We start from the raw sequence: 21225 nt of genomic DNA on the forward strand, positions 1-21225 counted from the left end.
GGATAAGCTGTTGCCCTGACAGCTAGTCAGTCAGGGCTAAAGCCCATAACAATATGACAACAGAAAAACCAGCAGTATGGTACGAACATCTGCATACTGAAAAATATACGGGCGCACGTCGTGGCCGGATTCATACCCCACACGGAACGTTTGAGACGCCGATGTTTATGCCAGTGGGGACTCAAGGCGCTGTTAAAGGCGTTGGGACACGGGAACTCAAAGATATCGGTGCGCAATTTATTTTGAGTAATACCTATCATTTGTGGGTTCGACCAGGGGATGAATTGATCGCTGAAGCCGGTGGGCTCCACAAATATATGGGTTGGGATCAAGCCATCTTAACGGATTCTGGCGGCTTTCAAGTTTTTTCACTTTCTGACGCCCGGAAGTTGCAAGAAGAAGGGGTAACCTTCCAAAACCATGTGAACGGGGATAAGATGTTCTTATCACCTGAAGTGGCGATGCGCATTCAGAACAATTTGGGTTCTGATGTGATGATGCAACTGGATGAAGCCATTCCTTATTTTGAAAGTTATGACTATATCAAAGAATCGATGCAACGATCATTACGTTGGGCGGAACGGGCGCAAATTGCGCATAAAAATCCAGATACCCAGGCTTTGTTTGGCATTGTGCAAGGGGCAGGCTTTAAAGCCTTACGGACAGAATCTGCTAATGGCCTCGTGAGCCTGGATTTGCCAGGGTATGCCGTTGGTGGCTTGTCTGTTGGGGAGTCGAAAACTGAAATGAATCGTGTCTTGGACTTTACGATGCCATTGTTGCCAGAAGATAAGCCGCGTTATTTGATGGGCGTGGCGGCACCTGATTCCTTGATTGATGGGGTTATTCGCGGGATTGATATGTTTGATTCGGTGCTCCCAACACGAATAGCCCGTAAGGGTACCTTGATGACGCGCTATGGTCGTGTGGTCATTAAGAATTCAAAGTATAAGCATGACTTTACCCCTTTGGATCCGGATTTAAGCTACTACTCACCTAATCCAATTCGTCGTGAACAATTTGGCAATAAAGCACAATTTGATGATCCAACGTATAACCCATTCCAGAATTTGACGCGTTCGTATTTGCACCACTTGTTTAACGCAAACGAAATTCTTGGGGCTCAACTCGCTTCGCAACATAACTTGCGCTTCTTGTTGCAGTTTATGGAAGATATGCGCACAGCGATTGAAAATGATGAATTATTGGCCTTTCGAGAAACAGTGATGGAAGAATATGGCTATAATAAGCCGAATGCACGCTTATTCTAAAAAACAGCGTGAATTTTTGATATAATGAAAATAGAGTGTCTGACCAGAAAATGGCAGACCTATTCTAGAAAGTAGGACAAATTACCATGAATGCAAACTTAATCCTCCCACTTATTCTGATTGTTGGTATGTTTTGGTTTATGAACCGCCAACAAAAGAAGCAACGTGCTGCGCAAGAAGAACGTCAAAACAGCCTTGAAAAAGGATCTGAAGTTGTGACAATCGGTGGTTTGCACGCCGTTGTTGATAGCGTGGATAAGGTCGCTAAGACTGTTGATTTGGACGCCGAAGGCGTTATTTTGACGTTTGACTTGGCCGCTATTCGCACAATCAAGCCAAAAGCACCTGCAGCTGGCGAAAAGGTTGTTGTGAATGATCTGAAGTCTTCATAAATAATATCTGAAGATAAGATTGTTAACACTAACTAACTATCCTACATGTAAACGTTATGATAAAGAGAGCATATTGCTCTCTTTTTTGAATGGTGGCAAATAATCATGAAAACAAAAACAATTCAACGACCAGATGGCACAAAAATTGTCTATGATGAATTTGGGGATCGCCAACACCAAACCTTGTTTCTGCTGTATGGGAATGGTGGCTCGGCCCGTTATTTTCGGCCGCAAATTACCCAATATGCCCAATACTTTCATGTGATTGCAATCGATACCAGAGGACATGGGCGTTCGTCCAATACGCAGCGGCGGATTACCTTTGATGACATGGTAGCTGATATCGAGGCCATTCGCCAAACCGAGCAAATTGAGACGCTGTATATACTGGGCTATAGTGATGGCGCCAATATTGGGATTAAGTATGCCACGCTTTATCCTAAACGCGTGACCCGTCTCGTCCTTAATGCCCCCAACTTATCCAAAAAAGGGGTCTATCAAGTGCTTTGGTGGTTTGATCGCACGGCGCAGTTTTTGATGCGGTTACTAGCCCCGATTAATCATTATGCTAAACGGCGTTATAAACAGCTGCATGTGATGAGTGAACCACTCAATATTAGTCGACGAGACTTAGAGCGCATTTCGGCACCAACATTGTTGGTCATCGGCCGGTTTGATTTAGTGAAAAAGCGGCATATTGAACGTATTGCAGCGATTTTACCGCATGCAGAAGTCATGATTATTCCACGCGGTGGCCATTTTGTGACTTACACCAATCCAAAAAAATTTAGTGCGTTAGTCTTACCATTTTTACAACAAGGAGAAGAGCATGAAAAAGTTTAAACAACTCTTATCACGGTTGATTGTGCCAGCTGTGACCCTGATTTTGATTGGGCAGACGATTTATATGACCCGAGAAATTACCTGGGATATGATTTTTTCAACCATCAATGATATTTATTGGTGGCAAGCGATTTTATTGATGATTTTAGGTTTTATTGCGGTGTTGCCAACCGTGTTAAACGACGTGATCTTAGCCAAATGGCAGCACTATCAAATTGAGATGCCTGAATTGTTGCAACGGTCATGGCTGATTAATGTGTTTAATATTAATGCTGGGTTCGTTGGGACAGTCGGGGTCTTGTTGCGCCGCATTTGGTTTGCTGATCAAAAAAATGGTGGCCGGTTAAAGCCCTATATTCAGATGTATGTTTTGAGTTTAGGTGGGTTGTTTATCGCCAGTGTGATGGCAATTGTAGCCATCTGGTTAAATGTCATCCCCGACTTTGACGATAATCTGATTTGGTTGATGGTTTTGCTCGCTGTTGCGGTGGTGGTCGGCATCATCTCACTTATCCCCCGGTTTAATTTCTGGTCGGGGATGACACAGCGTGCCTTTGTCTTGCTCACGAGTAATGCGGTCTTAACCTTTGCCATCCAAATGGCGTTATTTGTGACGATTGGGCTTACGATTGGCGTGGATGTCCGAATTGCTATGATGATGTTATTGTTCACCATTGCCAATACCATTGCGCTGGTGACGATGACACCAGGAACTTGGGGCTCACTTGATGTGTCGTTGCTATTGATGCTATCAGGCTTATCAGTGGATATTGAAAAAGTGGTGGTTTGGCTGATTTTGTATCGCCTGGTTTACAACATGCTGCCATTGTTTAGTGCCATTGTCTTGTTTTGCTACCGGTTATCTCGCAAAATCAATCGTGAATATCGTGGGGTACCACACTATGTTGCCTTGTCGGTGACGCATCGCTTGACGACTATTGCGTTATATTTGTCAGGTATTTTGTTAGTTTTGTCCGGGACAATGCCAGGTATCATGCAACGGGTGACCATCCTACATCATCTACGGCCATGGCCAATTACATTTGCGCTTGCCAACCAGCTGCCAAATATTTTATTGGGTTTTCTCTTACTTATTAGTGCGCGTGGCGTGGCCAATCGAGTGCAACGCGCTTATTATTCGACGATTGTTTTACTCGTCTTGGTGGTCATTTATGCGTATATGTCTTATCGGCAAATTTTGCCAGTTATCATCTTTGGGTTGCTCTTGGTTGGCTTTATCTTTAGTAAGAAAACGTTGTATCGCAAACAATTTATCCACTCTTGGCAGCAACAGGTGATTGATGGCACCATTTGGGGTGCACTCATTATCAGTTATTTACTGCTTGGTATGATTGATGCACCGATTGTTAAAAACCATTTTCAGCGCTTAACGCATCTTGGTTTATTGCCGTCAGTGCACTGGTGGCTCATGGGAACCGCCATTATTTTGGTGGTGACAGTCTTTAGTCTGTTGTTGTCACGCTACCTCCGTGCCCACAAGCAACAACTTGGGGTGCCGTTTGATGAAGCGCGCTTGCAACGGTTATTAGCAATTGGAGATACGCATTATACCAACTTGGCCTTTTTGGGTGACAAACGTTTTTACTTCTATCAGGTTGATGGACAAGATCGCGTTGGCCTACAATTCCGCGTGATTAATAATCAAGCAATGGTGATGGGCGATCCGTTTGGCGACGCCACGTATTTCGCTGATGCGATGCAACAGTTCGTGGATGAGGCGGATGTTTTAAGTTATGTGCCGGTATTTTATGAAGTCAGTGAACGGATTGCCATGTTGGCGCATGAATTTGGCTATGATTTCTTTAAGCTAGGTGAAGAAGCGCATGTTATCGTCACAGAATTCTCAACTGCCGGTAAGAAAATGCAAAATGTGCGTTCCGTGATTAATCAAGCCAATCGCGCCGGCTTTGAATTTAAAGTATTGCAGCCACCATTTAGTGGCGAAGTGATGGCACAATTACGGGCAATTAGTGATGAATGGTTAGCGGGTCGTGAAGAAAAAGGGTATTCATTAGGCTTCTTTGACGAGAATTATCTGCAACGCTATCCAATTGCCGTCTTAGAAAAAGATGGCCAAATCGAAGCCTTTGCCACGCTGGTAACGTCACATACCGAACAACAATTGGCTGTTGACTTGATGCGTTTTACCAAGCAAGCACCAAATGGTGTGATGGATGTGTTGTTTGTGAACACGATTGCCTATGCCAAGGAAAAAGGGTTGACAACGTTGAATTTGGGGATGTCACCGCTGGCCAACGTTGGCCAACATCGCCAGAGTTTTGGTCGCGAGCGGTTAGCTAATTTGGTATACCAATTTGGGTCAAAAGTTTATTCATTTGAAGGGTTGCATCACTACAAACGTAAATTTACGAAATATTGGGTGCCCATGTACATTGCGTACTCAAGAAAGTCATGGATTATCATGGTTATGATTGGCCTCTTGAAAATTGATAATAAGGGTGTGGCATGTGCACCAGAAATCAAAGTCGTGTATGATGAAGATAACGATTCTGAACAATAAGGAGGAACGTGTGTCACCTCGCAAGTTTGTTGCGTGACACACGAGAATGATCATGCCAATGCACGAATATTTTATGGGATTAAATCAATTAGAACTGATTAACCGTGCACCGGGCTTTTTTAAGTATCAACCGCACAACGTGGCGGCGCATTCTTGGAAAGTTGCCCAAATTGCGCAGTTTTTAGCGGATGTGGAAGAGCAAAATGGCGCGACGATTAATTGGCAATCAGTCTATGAGAAGGCCTTAAATCACGATTACACCGAACGCTTTATTGGTGATATTAAAACGCCGGTTAAATATGCCACGGCGGATTTGCGGGCGATGCTTGCTGACGTGGAAGAGACCATGACGGAAAATTTCATCAAAACTGAAATCCCTAAAGAGTTTCAGGCAGCGTATACCCGCCGTCTAGGTGAAGGGAAGGATGACACCATCGAAGGCAAAATTTTATCGATTGCCGATAAGGTTGATTTGCTGTATGAAGCATACGGTGAGCTCGTCAAGTTTAATCCAGAACCTGTTTTTGTGAATATTTTTGAAAGCAGTCTCCAATCCTTGGCTGAATTTAAGACGATGGCGAGTGTGAAGTACATTGCTACCGACATTTTACCGGATATTTTTGCCGAAGATTTTATTAGCAAGCAACAATTATATGACTTAGCCAAGCAGTTATTGCCTGACTTTGCAGCAGTGACCCCAGCAGATTGAAAGTGAGGCAACAATGGCATTTTTAGAATTACACGATATTAGAAAGTCGTATTACATCGGTAAAACAGCTTTTCCGGTTTTAAAAGGGATTAACTTGAGCTTTGAAAAAGGCGAATTTGTGTCGATTTTAGGGGAATCAGGTGGTGGTAAATCCACGCTGATGAATATTATTGGTGGCTTGGATCGTAACTTTGAAGGTCAGGTGATGGTCAATGGGGAAACCTTGGACCACACGCAAGCCAAAAAGTTAGACGTTTATCGCCGTGAAACAATCGGCTATATTTTCCAAAGCTTCAACCTGATTAATTATCAAACTAACTTGGAAAATGTCGAAACGAGCTTGAATATGACGACGTTATCATCACGTGAACGCCGACAACGTGCCACTGAATTACTAACCAAGGTCGGCTTAGTTGATCATATTCACAAGTATCCCTCGCAACTATCTGGTGGTCAAAAGCAACGTGTTGCCATTGCGCGAGCATTGGCCGCTGATCCAGATATTATGATTGCCGATGAACCAACGGGTGCCCTTGACGCGGTTAACACGGCTGAAGTGTTGGCCTTACTTGAGCAAATTGCCCAAGAAGGTAAATTAGTGATTGTGGTGACCCATTCGCAAGCCGTGGCTGATTATGGGACGCGCATTGTGCACATGGCGGATGGTGTCATTGATCGTGAACAAATCTTAAAGCCAAAGTTCCCAGTACCAGCAGAAACGCACCGGTTACACTCACGGCCATTACGCCGTCGGGCCGTTTGGAATATGGCGTTTGATCATCTGAAATACAAAAAGTTACAAAACTTTTTGATTGTGTTTGGTTCGGCCATTGGTGTTTTCTCAGTCATTTTCTTTCTTGGCTTGGGAAATGGGGTCAAAAGCTACATTGGGGATCAAGTCGATGCGTTGGTCAATCCAAACTATCAAAGCGTTTTACGCAATACTACAACTGATAAACAAGCACCTGCAACAGAACGCATGCGCGCCACGATGCAGGCGAGGGCGACCAACTATACCAGCACAACATTGGATGGCCAGTTATTAAAACAATTGCGTGGGGTATCAGGTGTGAGTGCGGTTTATCCTGGTGGCCAATACAACAATGCGATTTTCACCGCTGGTCAAGTGCGTTCGGAACCCGTACAGCTGGTATCTTGGACGCCGCAGTATTCCGATAAAATTATTAAGGCCGGTCACCAACCCAAAAATGGTGAAGTCTTGATTGATCGTGATTTTGCCAAGAAAATTCAGCCAAATTATCGGCAACTTATCGGCCAAGATATTGCCTTTAGTTATATGGCATATGATGCCAATAACCAACCTGTGATGATTAAAACAACAGCCAAAATTGGTGGCATCACGAGTGGGGGGCAATCAGGCGCCTTATTTATCCAAAATTGGCAAACGATTCAACGTGACTTAACGGCAAACCATGCCGTAGCGGATGCGAACTTTGCTGCCGTTGAAATCAAAGATACAGCGCGCGTGAAAGCAACCATGGCACGTATTAACGCAGTCAAAGCGAATGGCCAACAAGTCTTTGTGGGCGTCTCAGTCGATGAGATTCTCAGCACCGTCAATACAATTACAAGTTTGGCATCTTATGTTTTGGCAGCCATTGCCGGTATTTCATTGCTTGTTTCAGCCATTATGATTATTGTGACGACTTACATGTCCGTGTCTGAGCGTACCCGAGAAATTGGCGTCTTACGCGCTCTTGGTGCACGCGCGAAGGATATTCGTGGACTATTCACTAACGAAGCGCTGTTAATTGGTTTGATTGCAGCTGCTTTGGGCATTGCGATGGCATATGTTGTCCAAATGCTCATGAATAGCGCCCTGAAAGGCCTCATTCATTTTGATATCGTACAAGTGTCGATTGGCAACGTCATTTTTGCCGTTGTGATCGCTTTGTTCATCGCACTCGTTGCTAGCTTTGTACCGTCACGACGGGCAGCAAAACTCAATACAATTGATGCGTTAGCAGCAGATTAAGCGATGGTGAGACATAAAAGGTGCAGGCAACTGCACTTTTTTATGCGATCCGATCGGCTATTAAATGATGACGTGATAACGCATCAGATTCAAAGGAGTAAAGAATGCAGATTTTAAAAAAACACGCCAAACCTTACGGCCGCGAGATTGCCTTGTCAATGCTTGCCGTGGTCATTATGGCGGGTGCCTCTTTGTGGCAACCACGGTTATTGCAACAGGTGATGAATGCCATTATTGCAGATAATCAACAAGCCGTATGGTCAAACGGGATTGCGTTGATTAGTTTGGCCGTGATTGGGTTACTGGCTGGGGTCATCAATACCATTTTTGCCGCCAAGGTTTCTCAGGGGATTGCTGCCGATATCCGGGCCGATGAGTATCGTAAAATTCAATCTTTTTCATTTGGTAATATTGAAGCCTTTTCAGCGGGTAATTTGGTCGTGCGGATGACCAACGATGTCAATCAAGTGCAACAACTCGTCATGATGTTTCTCCAGACCTTGACGCGAATTCCTATCCTCTTTTTAGGTGCCTTTATTCTGGCTTTAATGACACTACCACGGTTATGGTGGATTGTGATTTTAATGGTGGTCTTGATTGTCCTGTCTTCACAAGTTGTCTTTAAGCAAATGGGGAAGTATTTTGCTAAAATTCAACATTTAATTGATCGGACGAATACGTTAGCCAAGGAAGATTTACAAGGGATTCGTGTCGTCAAATCATTTAACCAAGAAGCAAACGAAACAGTGCATTTTACGGATAATTCCGATGAATTGACGCGCGTGAACATGATGATTGGTTATCTGTTCTCAACTATGATTCCAATCTTTATGTTGATTTCATATGTTGCCATTGGGGCTTCAGTCTGGTTTGTGGGCCAAAGTGTGGTTGCTCATCCAGAAGATTTGGCTGCGATTACATCATTTATCGCCTACCTAATGCAAATCTTTTTTGCCATTTTGATTGGGGGGATGATGTCAACCTTTGCGTCACGTGGTTTTGTGTCATTAGGCCGAATTAAGGCAATCTTTGATACTAAGCCTGATTTGACATTCAATCCGAATGCGCCAGCGGTTGATTTAACCGGCGATGTGGCGTTTGAAAATGTCTCCTTTACGTATCCAGGTGATACACAACCTGCTTTGACCGATATTTCATTTAAGATTAAAGCGGGTGAAATGGTCGGTATTGTTGGGGCAACTGGATCAGGAAAAACGACATTAGCTCAGTTGATTCCACGGCTCTATGACCCGACTAAAGGTGAGGTCTTAGTGGGTGGTGTCAATTTGAAGGACGTCAATGAAAAGTCATTGCGTTCAGCGGTGTCATTTGTCCTGCAACGGGCCATTTTATTTAGTGGGAAAATTTCAGATAATCTTCGGCAAGGGAAACCAGATGCCACTTCAGCTGAATTCCAACGTGCAGCTGAAATTGCGCAAGCAGCGGAATTCGTGAATCGTTATGAAGATGGGTTTGAACATCTGGTTGAAGAACGATCAGCGAACTTTTCTGGTGGTCAGAAACAGCGTTTGTCGATTGCCCGTGGGGTTGTTGGATCCCCTAAAATTTTGATTTTAGATGATTCAACCTCAGCTTTGGATGCACGTTCGGAAAAGCTGGTGCAAGAAGCACTTGATAAAGAATTAGCTGGCACGACAACGATTGTGATTGCTGAAAAAATCAGCTCTGTCTTGCATGCCGATCGCATCTTGGTACTAGATGACGGCCGCTTAGTTGGCAGTGGGTCGCATGCGGAATTGTTGGCATCTTCAGCCATTTATCGGGAAATTTATGAGACGCAAAAGGCAGAAGGTGGTGAGTAAGCATGCATGATTTTCAACGCGCAATGCGCTATTTCTATCGTTACTTGAAACGCTACTGGCTGAGCCTCGGTTTTGTGGTGGTTGTCACGATGCTATCGACTTATTTCCAAGTCAAAGCACCCGTTTATATGGGACAGGCGATTACAGAACTCTCCCGTTATCTTGGTGACGTGATGAATCCGGCAACCCATGCGATTGCCAGCAAGACGCCATTTTACAATGCATTGATTGCTATGATGATTTGCTTTACGTTATCAGCGGGGACAATGTTTATCTCTAGCTTTTTGTCGTCAAGAATTTCAGCTAAAACATCGGGGCAAATGCGTATTGGCTTATTTGGTAAGCTACAACGGATGACCATCAAATATTTTGATACCCATCAAGATGGTAAAATTTTGTCGTTGTTTACGTCTGATTTGGATAACATTTTCAATGCGATGAACCAAGCCATCTTTGAATTGCTTTCGCAAGCAATCCTCTATATTGGGGTCATTTGGATGATGTTTGGCCAAAATGTCAAGCTAGCCTGGGTCACGATGGCCTCGACACCATTGGCCATTTTGGTTGCGGGGTTTGTCATTATGCAAGCTCGCAAAAATATTAACAAGCAACAAGAAGCCATTGGTGAAATGAACGGCTACATCAACGAACAAATCAATGGTGAAAAAGTGATTATCACGCAAGGCTTGCAACAAGCGTCGGTGGCTGGTTTCTTGCCTTATAATGAAAAAGTGAAACAAGCGACGTTTAAGGGACAAGTTTATTCTGGTTTGCTCTTCCCGTTGATGCAGGGGCTATCTTTACTGAACTTGGCGATTGTGATTTTCTTTGGCTCTTGGTTAGTGGTGCATGATGGGATGGATAAGGCGGTCGGTCTGGGATTGATTGTCGTGTTTGTTAACTATTCACAAGAATATTATCAACCCATTACGCAAATCACGTCGATTTATAACATGTTGCAACTGGCTATGACGGGGGCACAGCGGGTGTCTGATGTGCATGATCAACCAGAAGAAGTGTCGCCAAAAGATGGCCAACAACTCACCAATTTGAAGCACGAAGTCGCGTTAAACGATGTCCATTTTGGCTATCAACCAGACAAAGAAATTCTACACGGTGTGTCGATTGATGTGAAAAAGGGTCAGATGGTAGCGTTAGTCGGGCCAACTGGGTCTGGTAAAACGACTATTATGAATTTGATAAACCGTTTTTATGATGTGACGGGTGGTTCGGTTACCTTTGATGGGGTTGATGTTCGGCAATTAGATTTGAAATCATTGCGTGATCATGTCGGGATTGTGCTACAAGATTCTGTCTTGTTTACCGGAACAGTGGCCGATAACATCAAATTTGGTCGGCCAACAGCTAGTGATGACGACATGATTGATGCGGCCAAGCAAGCTAATATTCATGACTTTATCATGAGTTTACCGGATGGTTATCAGACGACAGTCAATGACGAAAGTTCTGTTTTCTCAACGGGGCAAAAACAATTATTGTCGATTGCCCGCACAATTCTAACTAATCCTGATTTCTTAATATTAGATGAAGCGACGTCAAACGTTGATACGGTGACGGAAGCGCGCATCCAAGCAGCGATGGATAATGTGATTGCTGGTCGGACGAGCTTTGTGATTGCCCATCGTTTGAAGACGATTCTAGGGGCAGATAAGATTGTGGTCTTAAAAGACGGCAAGGTGATTGAAGAAGGGACACATGACGAACTGGTCGCAGAAAACGGTTTTTATGCGGAACTTTATCATAATCAAATGGTTTTTGACTAGTAAAAAGTCACGGTTAGCCGTGGCTTTTTTTGTTTGAATTCAAGGCGAAACGGCTGTCAGCCGTTGTTTAGTTGTCAAAATATTTTATGCTATAATTGTAGTATTGCTATTTACCGAAAGTTTAATGTCTATATAAACTTTGGAGGACACAATGAATATTGGTCTCTTTACGGATACGTATTTTCCACAAGTCAGTGGTGTGGCGACTTCGATCAAAACATTAAAAGATGCACTTGAAGCGCAAGGCCACCAAGTCTATATTTTCACTTCAACTGATCCGAAAGTGTCTAAAAATAAGTTTGAACCCCATATCTATCGTTTTTCGAGTGTGCCTTATGTTGGCTTTAAAGATCGTCGCTTAGCGTTTCGTGGGTTAATTCAGGCCGTTGAAATTGCAAAATCTGTTGAATTAGATATTGTGCATACCCAAACAGAGTTCTCGCTTGGTTTGATGGGTAAATTTGTGGCCCGTCAACTTAAAATACCAGCTATTCACACGTACCATACCATGTATGAAGATTACACGCATTACGTGGCAAAAGGGTTATTAATTGGGCCTAAAGGCGTTGGCACATTGATGAAAGCCTATATGTTGGGGATGTCTGGGGTCGTCGCACCCTCTCAACTGGTACAAGAAACCCTGATTCGTTATGGCGTCAAGGCACCGATGCGTATTATTCCAACAGGTGTTGAAATGCCAAGACGTGGCGGTTCACGGGTTAATCTACGAGAAAAGTTTGGGTTTACCCCCGAACAACCCGTAATTTTGTCACTAGGTCGCTTAGCGTTTGAAAAGAACGTGGCGTTAACAATCTCTGCTTTTTCAGAATTATTGCAAACGCAACCAGATGCCCGTTTAGTGATTGCTGGGGATGGTCCAGCACGTAAGGCGCTTGAAGAGCAAGTAGCCGAATTGAACTTAACCGAGGAAGTGTTATTTGTTGGGATGGTTGATCACGATGATGTGACCGACTATTATCAGATGTGCAATGTTTTTGTGAGCTCATCTGATACAGAAACCCAAGGGCTCACGTTCATTGAAGCAATCGCGTCTGATCGGCCGTTTGTGGCGATGCACTCACCTTATCTTGATAACTTGGTGGATGATGACGCCATCGGGACATTAGTGTCAGATTATGACGAATTGTTGGCAGGGATTGAAAAATACCTCACGCGCCCAATGACGTCAGCTGATCACGCGTTACGTCAAAATAAAATGCAAGATGTTGACGCCGATACTTTTGCAACACGGATGTTGGCTTTTTACCAGGACGTTTTGGACAATTATCATTCTGACGATGCAGAAGATGAATATCCAACGGATGATGAAGTGGGTTACATGAAGCGGATCTTACGAAATCCATTTAGGAGAAATTAGGTGAAAGTTTTACTGTATTTTGAAAACCAAAAGTGGATTGCAAAATCTGGCATTGGGCGTGCTTTAAAGTTGCAACAGGCTGCTTTGAGCTATACGGATGTGACCGTCACAACGGATCCAAAGTCGCAGGATTATGATGTCTTACACATCAATACCTACGGCGTGAAGAGCCACCACATGGTGAATGCGGCTCATAAAATGGGCAAAAAGGTTGTCTATCATGGCCACTCCACTTATGAAGATTTTAGAAATTCATTTACCGGTTCAAATCTGATTGCACCGTTATTTAAGCGGTATTTGGTGTCGCTATATCAAAAGGCGGATGCGTTGATTACACCAACCCCTTATTCTAAGCAGTTGTTGCGCGGGTATCGGTTATCACAACCCATCACGCCAATTTCTAATGGGATTCCCCTCGATAAATATGCCCCAGACGCGGATAAAGTTGCTAAATTTAGAACGTATTTTGATTTGTCACCAGATCAAAAAGTTGTGATGAGCGTGGGGTTATTTTTTGAGCGTAAAGGGATTTTAGATTTTGTCACCTTAGCGCAACGCCATCCCGAATACGTTTTTATTTGGTTTGGGTATACGGATTTGCGCCTGGTTCCCGCTAAAATTAGTCGGTTAATTAAAGGCGACCATCCGCGGAATTTGATTTTCCCAGGTTATATTACTGGAGAGGTCATCCAAGGTGCCTATCAGGGCGCAGATTTATTTTTATATCCGTCCTTTGAAGAAACGGAAGGCATTGTTGTTTTAGAAGCCTTGGCATCCAAACAAAAGGTGCTCGTGCGTGATATTCCCGTCTATAAGCCTTGGTTACAAGATGGGGTGAATAGCTATCAAGCCAAGGATCTTGAGGATTTTGATGTTAAAATGGTCAAAATATTAAACGGCGAATTACCGGATTTGAGTGCGGCTGGCTATGAATTAGCGGTTGCTCGGAATTTACCAGCAATTGGCCAGCAGTTACAACAAGTTTATGAGGCAGTCTTAGAAGGGTAGTCACGGGCAAGGAGGAGAATATGTCTAAAACAGATAAAGTTTCTGCTATTGTTGTCGTGATATTGACTGGTGTTGTTGTTTATTTTTTGACAACAGAATTACGTGGTAAAGGTTATCAACTCAATTTGGCGTTAAAGCACCTTGACTGGCGGTGGCTAGTCGGGGGACTGGTCATGATGCTGTTGTCCATTTTGCTTGAGGCGATTGCCACTTATGTCATGCTCAACAAATCAGATCGTCACAAGACATCTGTCATAGCTTTGTTACGTGTGCCATTGCTTAATTTACTTGGTACAGGCTTAACACCGTTTGCGACTGGTGGCCAACCAGCGCAATTGTTTGGGATGACGCGTGCTGGTGTTGAAGCTGGACGCGCCATGTCCGTCATTCTCATGAAGTTTTTAGTTTACCAAGTGGTCGTCGTGGTATTCTTTATCATAGGTTACTTTTCGGCGGAACATTTTATTTACGGACAGGTTGACCCCACATTTGCTAATTTTATTCCATTTGCCATTGCGATTCATGCCGTCGTGATTATCGGTATCCTGTTAGTCATGTTCTTGCCAGCATTGACGCTCAAATTAGTGGATATGGTGGCACCGATGTTCCAAAAAATGTTATCGCGTGAGCGGTATGACAAGTTATTGTCCACGGTTACCCAGAAAGTTGCCAATTTTCATCGTGAGTCACGGCGCGTGATTAGCAGTTGGGAATCATTGGTCGGCGCTACGGTGTTTACCGTGTTGCAATTGATGGTTTTTTATCTCATTCCGTATTTTGTTATTCGCGCGTTCGGTTATGCCCAGGTGAATCCTTGGTTAATTATCACAATGAACATCATGATTGTGATGGTTATTTCCCTGTTCCCAATTCCTGGTGGGGTTGGGGGCGCGGAATTGAGTTTCCAATTGCTATTTTCACCATTTGTTAAAAATCCAGCAACGTTAATTTTGGTGATCTTAATTTGGCGTCTCATTACGTACTATTTTGGTCTGTTTGCTGGTATTATTGCCTATATGGTACCTGCGCGATCAGTTAGTAGAGAGGAGCGACCATGACAGTTGAAAAAACGTATCCGGTGAGTGACTTAAAGCAAATTTTGGCACGGTTACGGGCAATGGTTGATGCGACGGATACGCCGTATCAAACGCGCCGTTTTGATGCTTTTGGTATTGAAGCCGTGCAAGTTGACTATGATCAACTCACACAAATTTGGACGGTCCATGAACATCGCGAAGTGCGTCAATTTCAATTTGATGATATTGACTTGGTTGCGATTGAAGTTTATGATGTCCTCCATGATTTTAAATTAATATTTTAAATACGCAGGCTGACCGATAGATTATCCGGTGATGTGACGACGTATGTGAAGGAAAAAAATATGCGAAATTTGCTCAATAAAGTGCCCAAACCGAAAGCCATTTGGCTGAAGATTAAGCAGACAATGGATACCTCCGCACCGCTTGTGTGGTTCTTTGTGTTGAACGTTGTGCTCGTTTGGTTCAAAACGTTTGTGAACTACCATATGAATTTCAATCTTGGTGCTGATGGGCCAACGCAGCAGTTTTTGTTATTCTTAAATCCATGGCCAACAGCGATTGTCCTCTTAAGTATTGCGCTTTATTTTAGAGGCGTCTTGAGTTACTGGATCGCAATTTTGTTTAATTTCATTCAATCCCTGTGGTTGTTTGCCAATATCTTGTATTACCGTGAATTTTCTGATTTCCTCTCAATGGGCATTTTGGGTTCTGGTAGTTCAACAGGGAATAACTTAGGAAAGTCGATTGTTGCTATTATTCACTGGTCAGATTACATGGTATTTCTGGACATTGTGATTTTAATCGGCTTGGTCCTCTTTAAGCAATTGACGATTGACCGTAAAGGGGTACAACGCCGTTTTGCTGTTTTGACAACGTTGCTTGGTGTCGCCTTAATGTTTGTCGATTACGGGATTGCCTCGGCTGATCGTTCAGGGTTGCTCACGCGATCATTTGATAACAACTATATTGTGAAGTATCTTGGTCTAAATGAGTATGCGGTCTTCAACGCTGTCCAAACTTATAATCAAACGGAGAGTCGGAAGCGCGCGAAGCCAGCTGATTTAACCAAGGTTAAACAGTTTGTTGCGAGTCAGCAATTACCAGATAATCTGGAATATTATGGGACGCAAAAAGGTAAGAATGTCTTCATGATCCATTTGGAGTCATTCCAACAATTCCTGATTGATTATAAAGTTGATGGACGTGAAGTCACGCCAAATTTGAACCAGTTCTACCATGACCAAAATACGTTGAGCTTTGACAACTTCTATAATCAAGTTGGTCAAGGGAAGACTTCTGATGCTGAAATGATGCAAGAAAACTCATTGTTTGGGCTTTCTACTGGATCAGCCATGGTGAAGTATGGGACAAGCAATACGTTTGAATCATTCCCCGCAGTATTGAGCCAGCGTGGTTACACAACGGCCGCCTTCCACGGGGACGTGGCGAGCTTCTGGAATCGTGATAACACGTATAAGTCATTTGGTTATAATTATTTCTTTTCTAAGTCATATTACCCAAATGCGGATAAGCCAAACTTCAATATTGGCTACGGTTTAAAAGATAAAATCTTCCTGCAAGATAGTGCCAAGTACCTGGAACAATTGCCACAACCGTTCTATGCGAAATTAATTACGGTCACGAATCATTATCCTTATGATCTCGATAAGGCCAATATTGATTTCCCAGCCACAACGACTGGCGATAACACTGTGGATGGGTACGTGCAAACAGCGCATTATCTGGATCAAGCCTTTGGCGAATTCATGACCTATTTGAAAAAAGCTGGCTTGTATGATAATTCAGTCTTTGTTTTGTACGGTGATCACTATGGTATTTCTGAGAACCATCAACCAGCTATCGCACAGCTATTAGGCAAAGATAAAGTCACCAACTATGATTTAGCTCAGTTCCAGAAGGTACCGTTCATGATTCATGCGACCGGTCTTAAGGGCGGGGTAGATCACACGTATGGTGGTGAAATTGATATGATGCCAACGTTGCTTGACCTGTTGGGTATTCCAGATAACAATATGATCATGTTTGGGCAAGATATGTTGTCACCAAAGTATGAGGGGATTGTGCCATTCCGTGATGGGGATTGGATTACACCGACCTATATGAAGTACAACAACCAGTACTTTAATACCGTAACGGGTGAGCAAGTGACGCTTGCCAGTGACCCAAGTCTCAAAAAAATGGCGGGGCCAACGCAAAAGTATGTTGACCAAGTTTTGGAAAATTCGGATGCGGTCATTACGGGTGACTTGTTGCGCTTTGATACGGCACGACCAGATTTCCATGCGGTTAACAAAAAAGCACTCGACTACAAAAAGGCTGCTGGTCTGGCGTCGCTAAAGGCTGCGCAGCAGACAAATCCATCTAGTGTACTCGCTAAAAATAAAGGCAAATCAACGCTTGGTGATTATCAAACTGATGCACCAGAGTTGAAACCAACCGATAATAATGGGCAGGATGCCAGTTCATCCTCAAAATAAAACGAACAAACAATAGAACGTTTGTTCGTTTTATTGTATAATGAAATAAAGTCGACTAAGGAAGAAAACTATGCGTGAAAATGTTGCCAAGCATGAATTTGAAGTGGTGTCAAAGTACGAACCAACTGGTGATCAGCCCAAAGCGATTGACCAATTAGTGCGTGGCATCAATGCTGGAGTGAAAGAACAAATCCTGTTGGGCGCGACGGGGACAGGGAAAACTTTTACTATTTCCAATGTGATTCAACGTGTCAAAAAGCCAACCTTGGTTTTAAGTCATAATAAGACCTTGGCTGGGCAGATTTATGGCGAGTTAAAAGAGTTTTTCCCCAATAATGCGGTAGAATATTTTGTTTCTTACTATGATTACTACCAACCAGAAGCCTACGTCCCAAGTTCAGATACTTTCATTGAAAAAGATTCCGCGGTCAATGATGAAATTGACCAATTGCGGAACTCGGCCACTAGTTCACTGTTATCACGCAACGATGTTATTGTGGTCGCTTAGGTTAGCTCTATATTTGGTTTGGGTGATCCGCACCAGTATCAAGAACACGTGATTAATTTACGGGTGGGGAATGAGTATGGCCGTGAACAATTGATGCGTGATTTAATCGATGTGCAATTTACGCGAAATGACATCGATTTTCACCGTGGCACATTCCGTGTTCGCGGTGACATTATGGAAATTTTCCCGGCATCAGAAGACGAGATGGCGTTACGCGTGGAGTTTTTTGGGGATGAAATTGATCGCATTCGAGAAATCAATTCGTTGACGGGTGAGACGGTTGCGGAGCGTGATTTTGTGGCCATTTATCCGGCCAAACATTTTATGACCAATGATGATCAAATGCGCTATGCATTAGCCGGTATCAATGATGAAATGACCGCGCAAGTCGCTAAGTTTGAGGCCGAAGGCAAGTTAATTGAAGCGCAACGCATTAAGCAACGGACGGAATATGATCTGGCGATGTTAGAAGAAATGGGCTTTGTTGGCGGGATTGAAAACTATTCACGTTGGATGGATGGGCGTCAACCAGGCGAACCACCCTTTACCTTGCTGGATTTCTTCCCCGATGACTTTTTGATTGTGGCGGATGAAAGCCATGTGACGATGCCACAAATTCGCGGGATGTTTAATGGCGACAAGGCACGGAAAGAGACGCTCGTTAATTATGGCTTCCGTCTACCGTCGGCTTTAGATAATCGGCCCCTTAAGTTACCAGAGTTTGAAAAACGGGTCAACCAAATCATTTATATGTCGGCAACGCCTGGTGATTATGAACTCGAGCGGGTGACCCCAGATCATGTGGCAGAACAGATTATTCGGCCAACTGGTCTCCTGGATCCTGAAGTTGAAGTCCGGCCGGTAATGGGACAAATTGATGATTTGGTTGGCGAAATTAACCAGCGTGTTGATCAGAACGAACGAGTCTTTATTACGACCTTGACCAAGCGAATGGCGGAAGATTTAACCGACTATTTAAAGAATGTTGGCTTAAAAGTAGCTTATTTGCATGCGGATATTAAAACACTAGAACGAACAGAGATTATTCGTGACCTCCGACTGGGTAAATACGATGTGTTGATTGGGATTAACTTATTGCGTGAGGGAATTGACGTGCCAGAAGTCTCTTTGGTGGCGATTCTTGATGCGGATAAAGAAGGCTTTTTGCGTAATCCACGGTCACTAATTCAAACCATTGGTCGTGCGGCGCGTAATGCCAATGGTCATGTGATTATGTATGCTGACAAGATGACGCGGTCGATGCAAGAAGCCATCGATGAAACTGCACGTCGTCGAGAAATTCAACTGCAATATAATGCCACGCATGGGATTACCCCTATGACGATCAAGAAGCCGATCCGAGATTTGATTTCTGTCCGGACTGAGACAACAACTGGTGAAAAAATTGATTTGACGCAAGTGGCCTTTAAAGATTTGCCAAAGGACGAACAAAAAAATATTATTGCAAATTTGGAAAATCAAATGAAAGCTGCGGCCAAAGCACTAGATTTCGAAGAAGCTGCGCAATTGCGAGATAACGTAATGTCTCTGAAAGCTTTGTTGTAGCATAAGCAAAATAACAGCGTCACTGGCAGTGCTTGTTATAATGAAATGAGCAATGAAATTTAGGATAAGGAAAGGCGTTAGGCTGGTAGTCAGCAGGCTAACGTTTAAAATCTATGGCGAAAACTAATATTGAAATTCGTGGCGCTCGCGCCCAAAATTTAAAAAATATCGATGTGGATATTCCAAAAGATAAGTTAACGGTTATCACAGGGTTATCTGGTTCTGGGAAATCATCCCTGGCATTCGATACGCTTTATGCGGAAGGACAACGACGGTATGTCGAGAGCTTGTCATCTTACGCCCGCCAATTTTTAGGGCAAATGGATAAGCCCGATGTTGATTCAATTGATGGCTTGTCGCCGGCAATTTCAATTGACCAAAAAACAACGTCTAATAATCCGCGTTCGACTGTCGGGACGGTGACAGAAATCAATGACTACTTCCGTTTGTTATATGCGCGTGTTGGACGACCAGATGAGCTAGCCGACGGCACTAAAGTGATGATGTCCATTGACCAAATGGTTGAATATGTTTATCAACAGTTGGCGATTGGCAGCCGTTTGCAAGTATTTGCACCCATTATTGTCGGCAAACGTGGGTCACATGAAACGACGTTTGATAACATGCGCAAGCAAGGCTACATTCGTGCGCGGGTTGACGGTGACATCTATGAATTGGATGCGCAAACACCAACGCTAGATAAAGAAACGGCCCATGATATTGACGTAATGATTGACCGTATTGTGTTACGTGATGATTCCCGCTCACGTCTATTTGACGCCATCGAAGCCGCCGTGCGTTTAACGGATGGTTTAGTACAGTTGGATGTGGTGACGCGTGAGGGTGAACCAGCGGTTGCCCCATTGAAATTCTCTGATCACTATCTGGGTCAGCTAAAAGATTTTCGCGTTGGGCGCTTGGAACCACGTCTGTTTAGTTTTAATGCACCACTAGGGGCTTGTGAAGTTTGTCAAGGATTGGGTGTCACACGTGAAGTTGATATTGATCTGGTGGTACCAGACGATAGTAAAACTTTACGTGAGGGGGCGATTGCGCCTTGGAATCCGATTTCATCGAATTATTATCCTGAAATGTTACGGCAATTTGCTGAACAATCAGGCATTGATATGGATATCCCATTCAAAGCATTACCTAAAAAACAACAACGATTAATTTTACAAGGATCAGGTACCAAGGATTTTCATTTCCATTATGAAAATGATTTTGGTGGTGTTCGTGACGTGGATATTCCTTTTGAAGGGGTTATCAATAATATTTCACGGCGTTTCCACGAAACCAATTCAGAGTTTACCCGCGATCAAATGGCCAATTACATGACAGAGTTGACTTGCCAAGCTTGTCAAGGCTACCGGTTAAATGAAGCGGCTCGCTCGGTTAAAATTAATGGTCGCCATATTGGTGAAGTGTCGGAATTGCCAGTTGACCAAGAATTGGCATTCTTTAATGACATTCAACTGGGTGAACAAGATACGACGATTGCCGCGCCAATCATTAAAGAAATTAAAGACCGCTTGGGCTTTTTGGCGAGCGTGGGCTTGCAGTATCTGACATTGTCGCGTGCTGCTCGCACATTGTCGGGTGGTGAATCACAACGGATTCGCCTAGCCACGCAAATCGGCTCTAATTTGTCCGGCGTGTTGTATGTTTTAGATGAGCCGTCAATTGGGTTACACCAACGTGACAACGACATGTTACTTAAATCGATGCAAAACATGCGTGACTTAGGGAACACGTTGGTCGTTGTGGAACACGATGAAGATACGATGTTAGCTGCTGATCATTTGATTGATGTCGGCCCTGGTGCGGGTACCTTGGGTGGCGAAATTGTCGCGACTGGGACGCCAGC

14 protein-coding genes and 1 pseudogene are annotated in these 21225 nt (G+C 43.7%); all 15 read left to right on the top strand.

Annotated elements, in window-relative coordinates; genetic code table 11:
* Nucleotides 1-53 precede the first annotated feature (53 nt).
* Entirely contained in the window at nucleotides 54-1271 is a 1218-nt protein-coding gene (gene tgt / locus ACW12G_RS01935; RefSeq protein WP_455646339.1) for a tRNA guanosine(34) transglycosylase Tgt, read from the top strand.
* A gap of 86 nt (nucleotides 1272-1357) precedes the next feature.
* On the top strand, nucleotides 1358-1663 hold the full coding sequence (gene yajC / locus ACW12G_RS01940) for a preprotein translocase subunit YajC (RefSeq protein WP_455647153.1): 306 nt from the start codon (nucleotides 1358-1360) through the stop codon (nucleotides 1661-1663).
* Between the two features lie 105 nt (nucleotides 1664-1768).
* Nucleotides 1769-2506, top strand: coding sequence for an alpha/beta fold hydrolase (locus tag ACW12G_RS01945; RefSeq protein ID WP_455646338.1), 738 nt, complete (start codon nucleotides 1769-1771; stop codon nucleotides 2504-2506).
* On the top strand, nucleotides 2493-5048 hold the full coding sequence (mprF, locus tag ACW12G_RS01950) for a bifunctional lysylphosphatidylglycerol flippase/synthetase MprF (RefSeq protein ID WP_455647154.1): 2556 nt from the start codon (nucleotides 2493-2495) through the stop codon (nucleotides 5046-5048). Before ACW12G_RS01945 ends, mprF begins: the two co-directional genes overlap by 14 nt.
* Nucleotides 5049-5100: 52 nt before the next feature.
* Nucleotides 5101-5757 carry a YfbR-like 5'-deoxynucleotidase gene (locus ACW12G_RS01955; protein WP_029509893.1) on the top strand — a complete coding sequence of 219 codons (657 nt, stop codon included), beginning with the start codon at nucleotides 5101-5103 and terminating at the stop codon, nucleotides 5755-5757.
* 13 nt (nucleotides 5758-5770) lie between these two features.
* Nucleotides 5771-7753 carry an ABC transporter ATP-binding protein/permease gene (locus ACW12G_RS01960; RefSeq protein ID WP_455647155.1) on the top strand — a complete coding sequence of 661 codons (1983 nt, stop codon included), beginning with the start codon at nucleotides 5771-5773 and terminating at the stop codon, nucleotides 7751-7753.
* Between the two features lie 104 nt (nucleotides 7754-7857).
* Entirely contained in the window at nucleotides 7858-9576 is a 1719-nt protein-coding gene (locus ACW12G_RS01965; RefSeq protein ID WP_455647156.1) for an ABC transporter ATP-binding protein, read from the top strand.
* Nucleotides 9577-9578: 2 nt separating this feature from the next.
* Complete coding sequence (locus ACW12G_RS01970) at nucleotides 9579-11360, top strand: ABC transporter ATP-binding protein (protein WP_455647157.1); 1782 nt, start codon at nucleotides 9579-9581, stop codon at nucleotides 11358-11360.
* Nucleotides 11361-11511: 151 nt separating this feature from the next.
* Nucleotides 11512-12738 carry a glycosyltransferase family 4 protein gene (locus ACW12G_RS01975; RefSeq protein WP_147000727.1) on the top strand — a complete coding sequence of 409 codons (1227 nt, stop codon included), beginning with the start codon at nucleotides 11512-11514 and terminating at the stop codon, nucleotides 12736-12738.
* Nucleotides 12739-13746, top strand: a complete 1008-nt coding sequence (locus ACW12G_RS01980) for a glycosyltransferase family 4 protein (protein WP_029509888.1) — start codon at nucleotides 12739-12741, stop codon at nucleotides 13744-13746.
* Between the two features lie 20 nt (nucleotides 13747-13766).
* Nucleotides 13767-14804 (top strand): lysylphosphatidylglycerol synthase transmembrane domain-containing protein, encoded by a 1038-nt coding sequence (locus ACW12G_RS01985; RefSeq protein ID WP_455647158.1) that lies wholly within the window; start codon nucleotides 13767-13769, stop codon nucleotides 14802-14804.
* Nucleotides 14801-15067, top strand: a complete 267-nt coding sequence (locus ACW12G_RS01990) for a YkuJ family protein (protein ID WP_010001201.1) — start codon at nucleotides 14801-14803, stop codon at nucleotides 15065-15067. Before ACW12G_RS01985 ends, ACW12G_RS01990 begins: the two co-directional genes overlap by 4 nt.
* 60 nt (nucleotides 15068-15127) lie before the next feature.
* Nucleotides 15128-17284 (top strand): LTA synthase family protein, encoded by a 2157-nt coding sequence (locus ACW12G_RS01995; RefSeq protein WP_455647159.1) that lies wholly within the window; start codon nucleotides 15128-15130, stop codon nucleotides 17282-17284.
* A 70-nt stretch (nucleotides 17285-17354) separates the two neighbouring features.
* A pseudogene (gene uvrB / locus ACW12G_RS02000) lies at nucleotides 17355-19358 on the top strand (excinuclease ABC subunit UvrB).
* 113 nt (nucleotides 19359-19471) lie between these two features.
* Nucleotides 19472-21225 (top strand): excinuclease ABC subunit UvrA (gene uvrA / locus ACW12G_RS02005; RefSeq protein WP_455647160.1); only part of this gene is annotated, 1754 nt, incomplete at its 3' end.

The sequence above is a fragment of the Leuconostoc sp. genome (assembly GCF_965300815.1).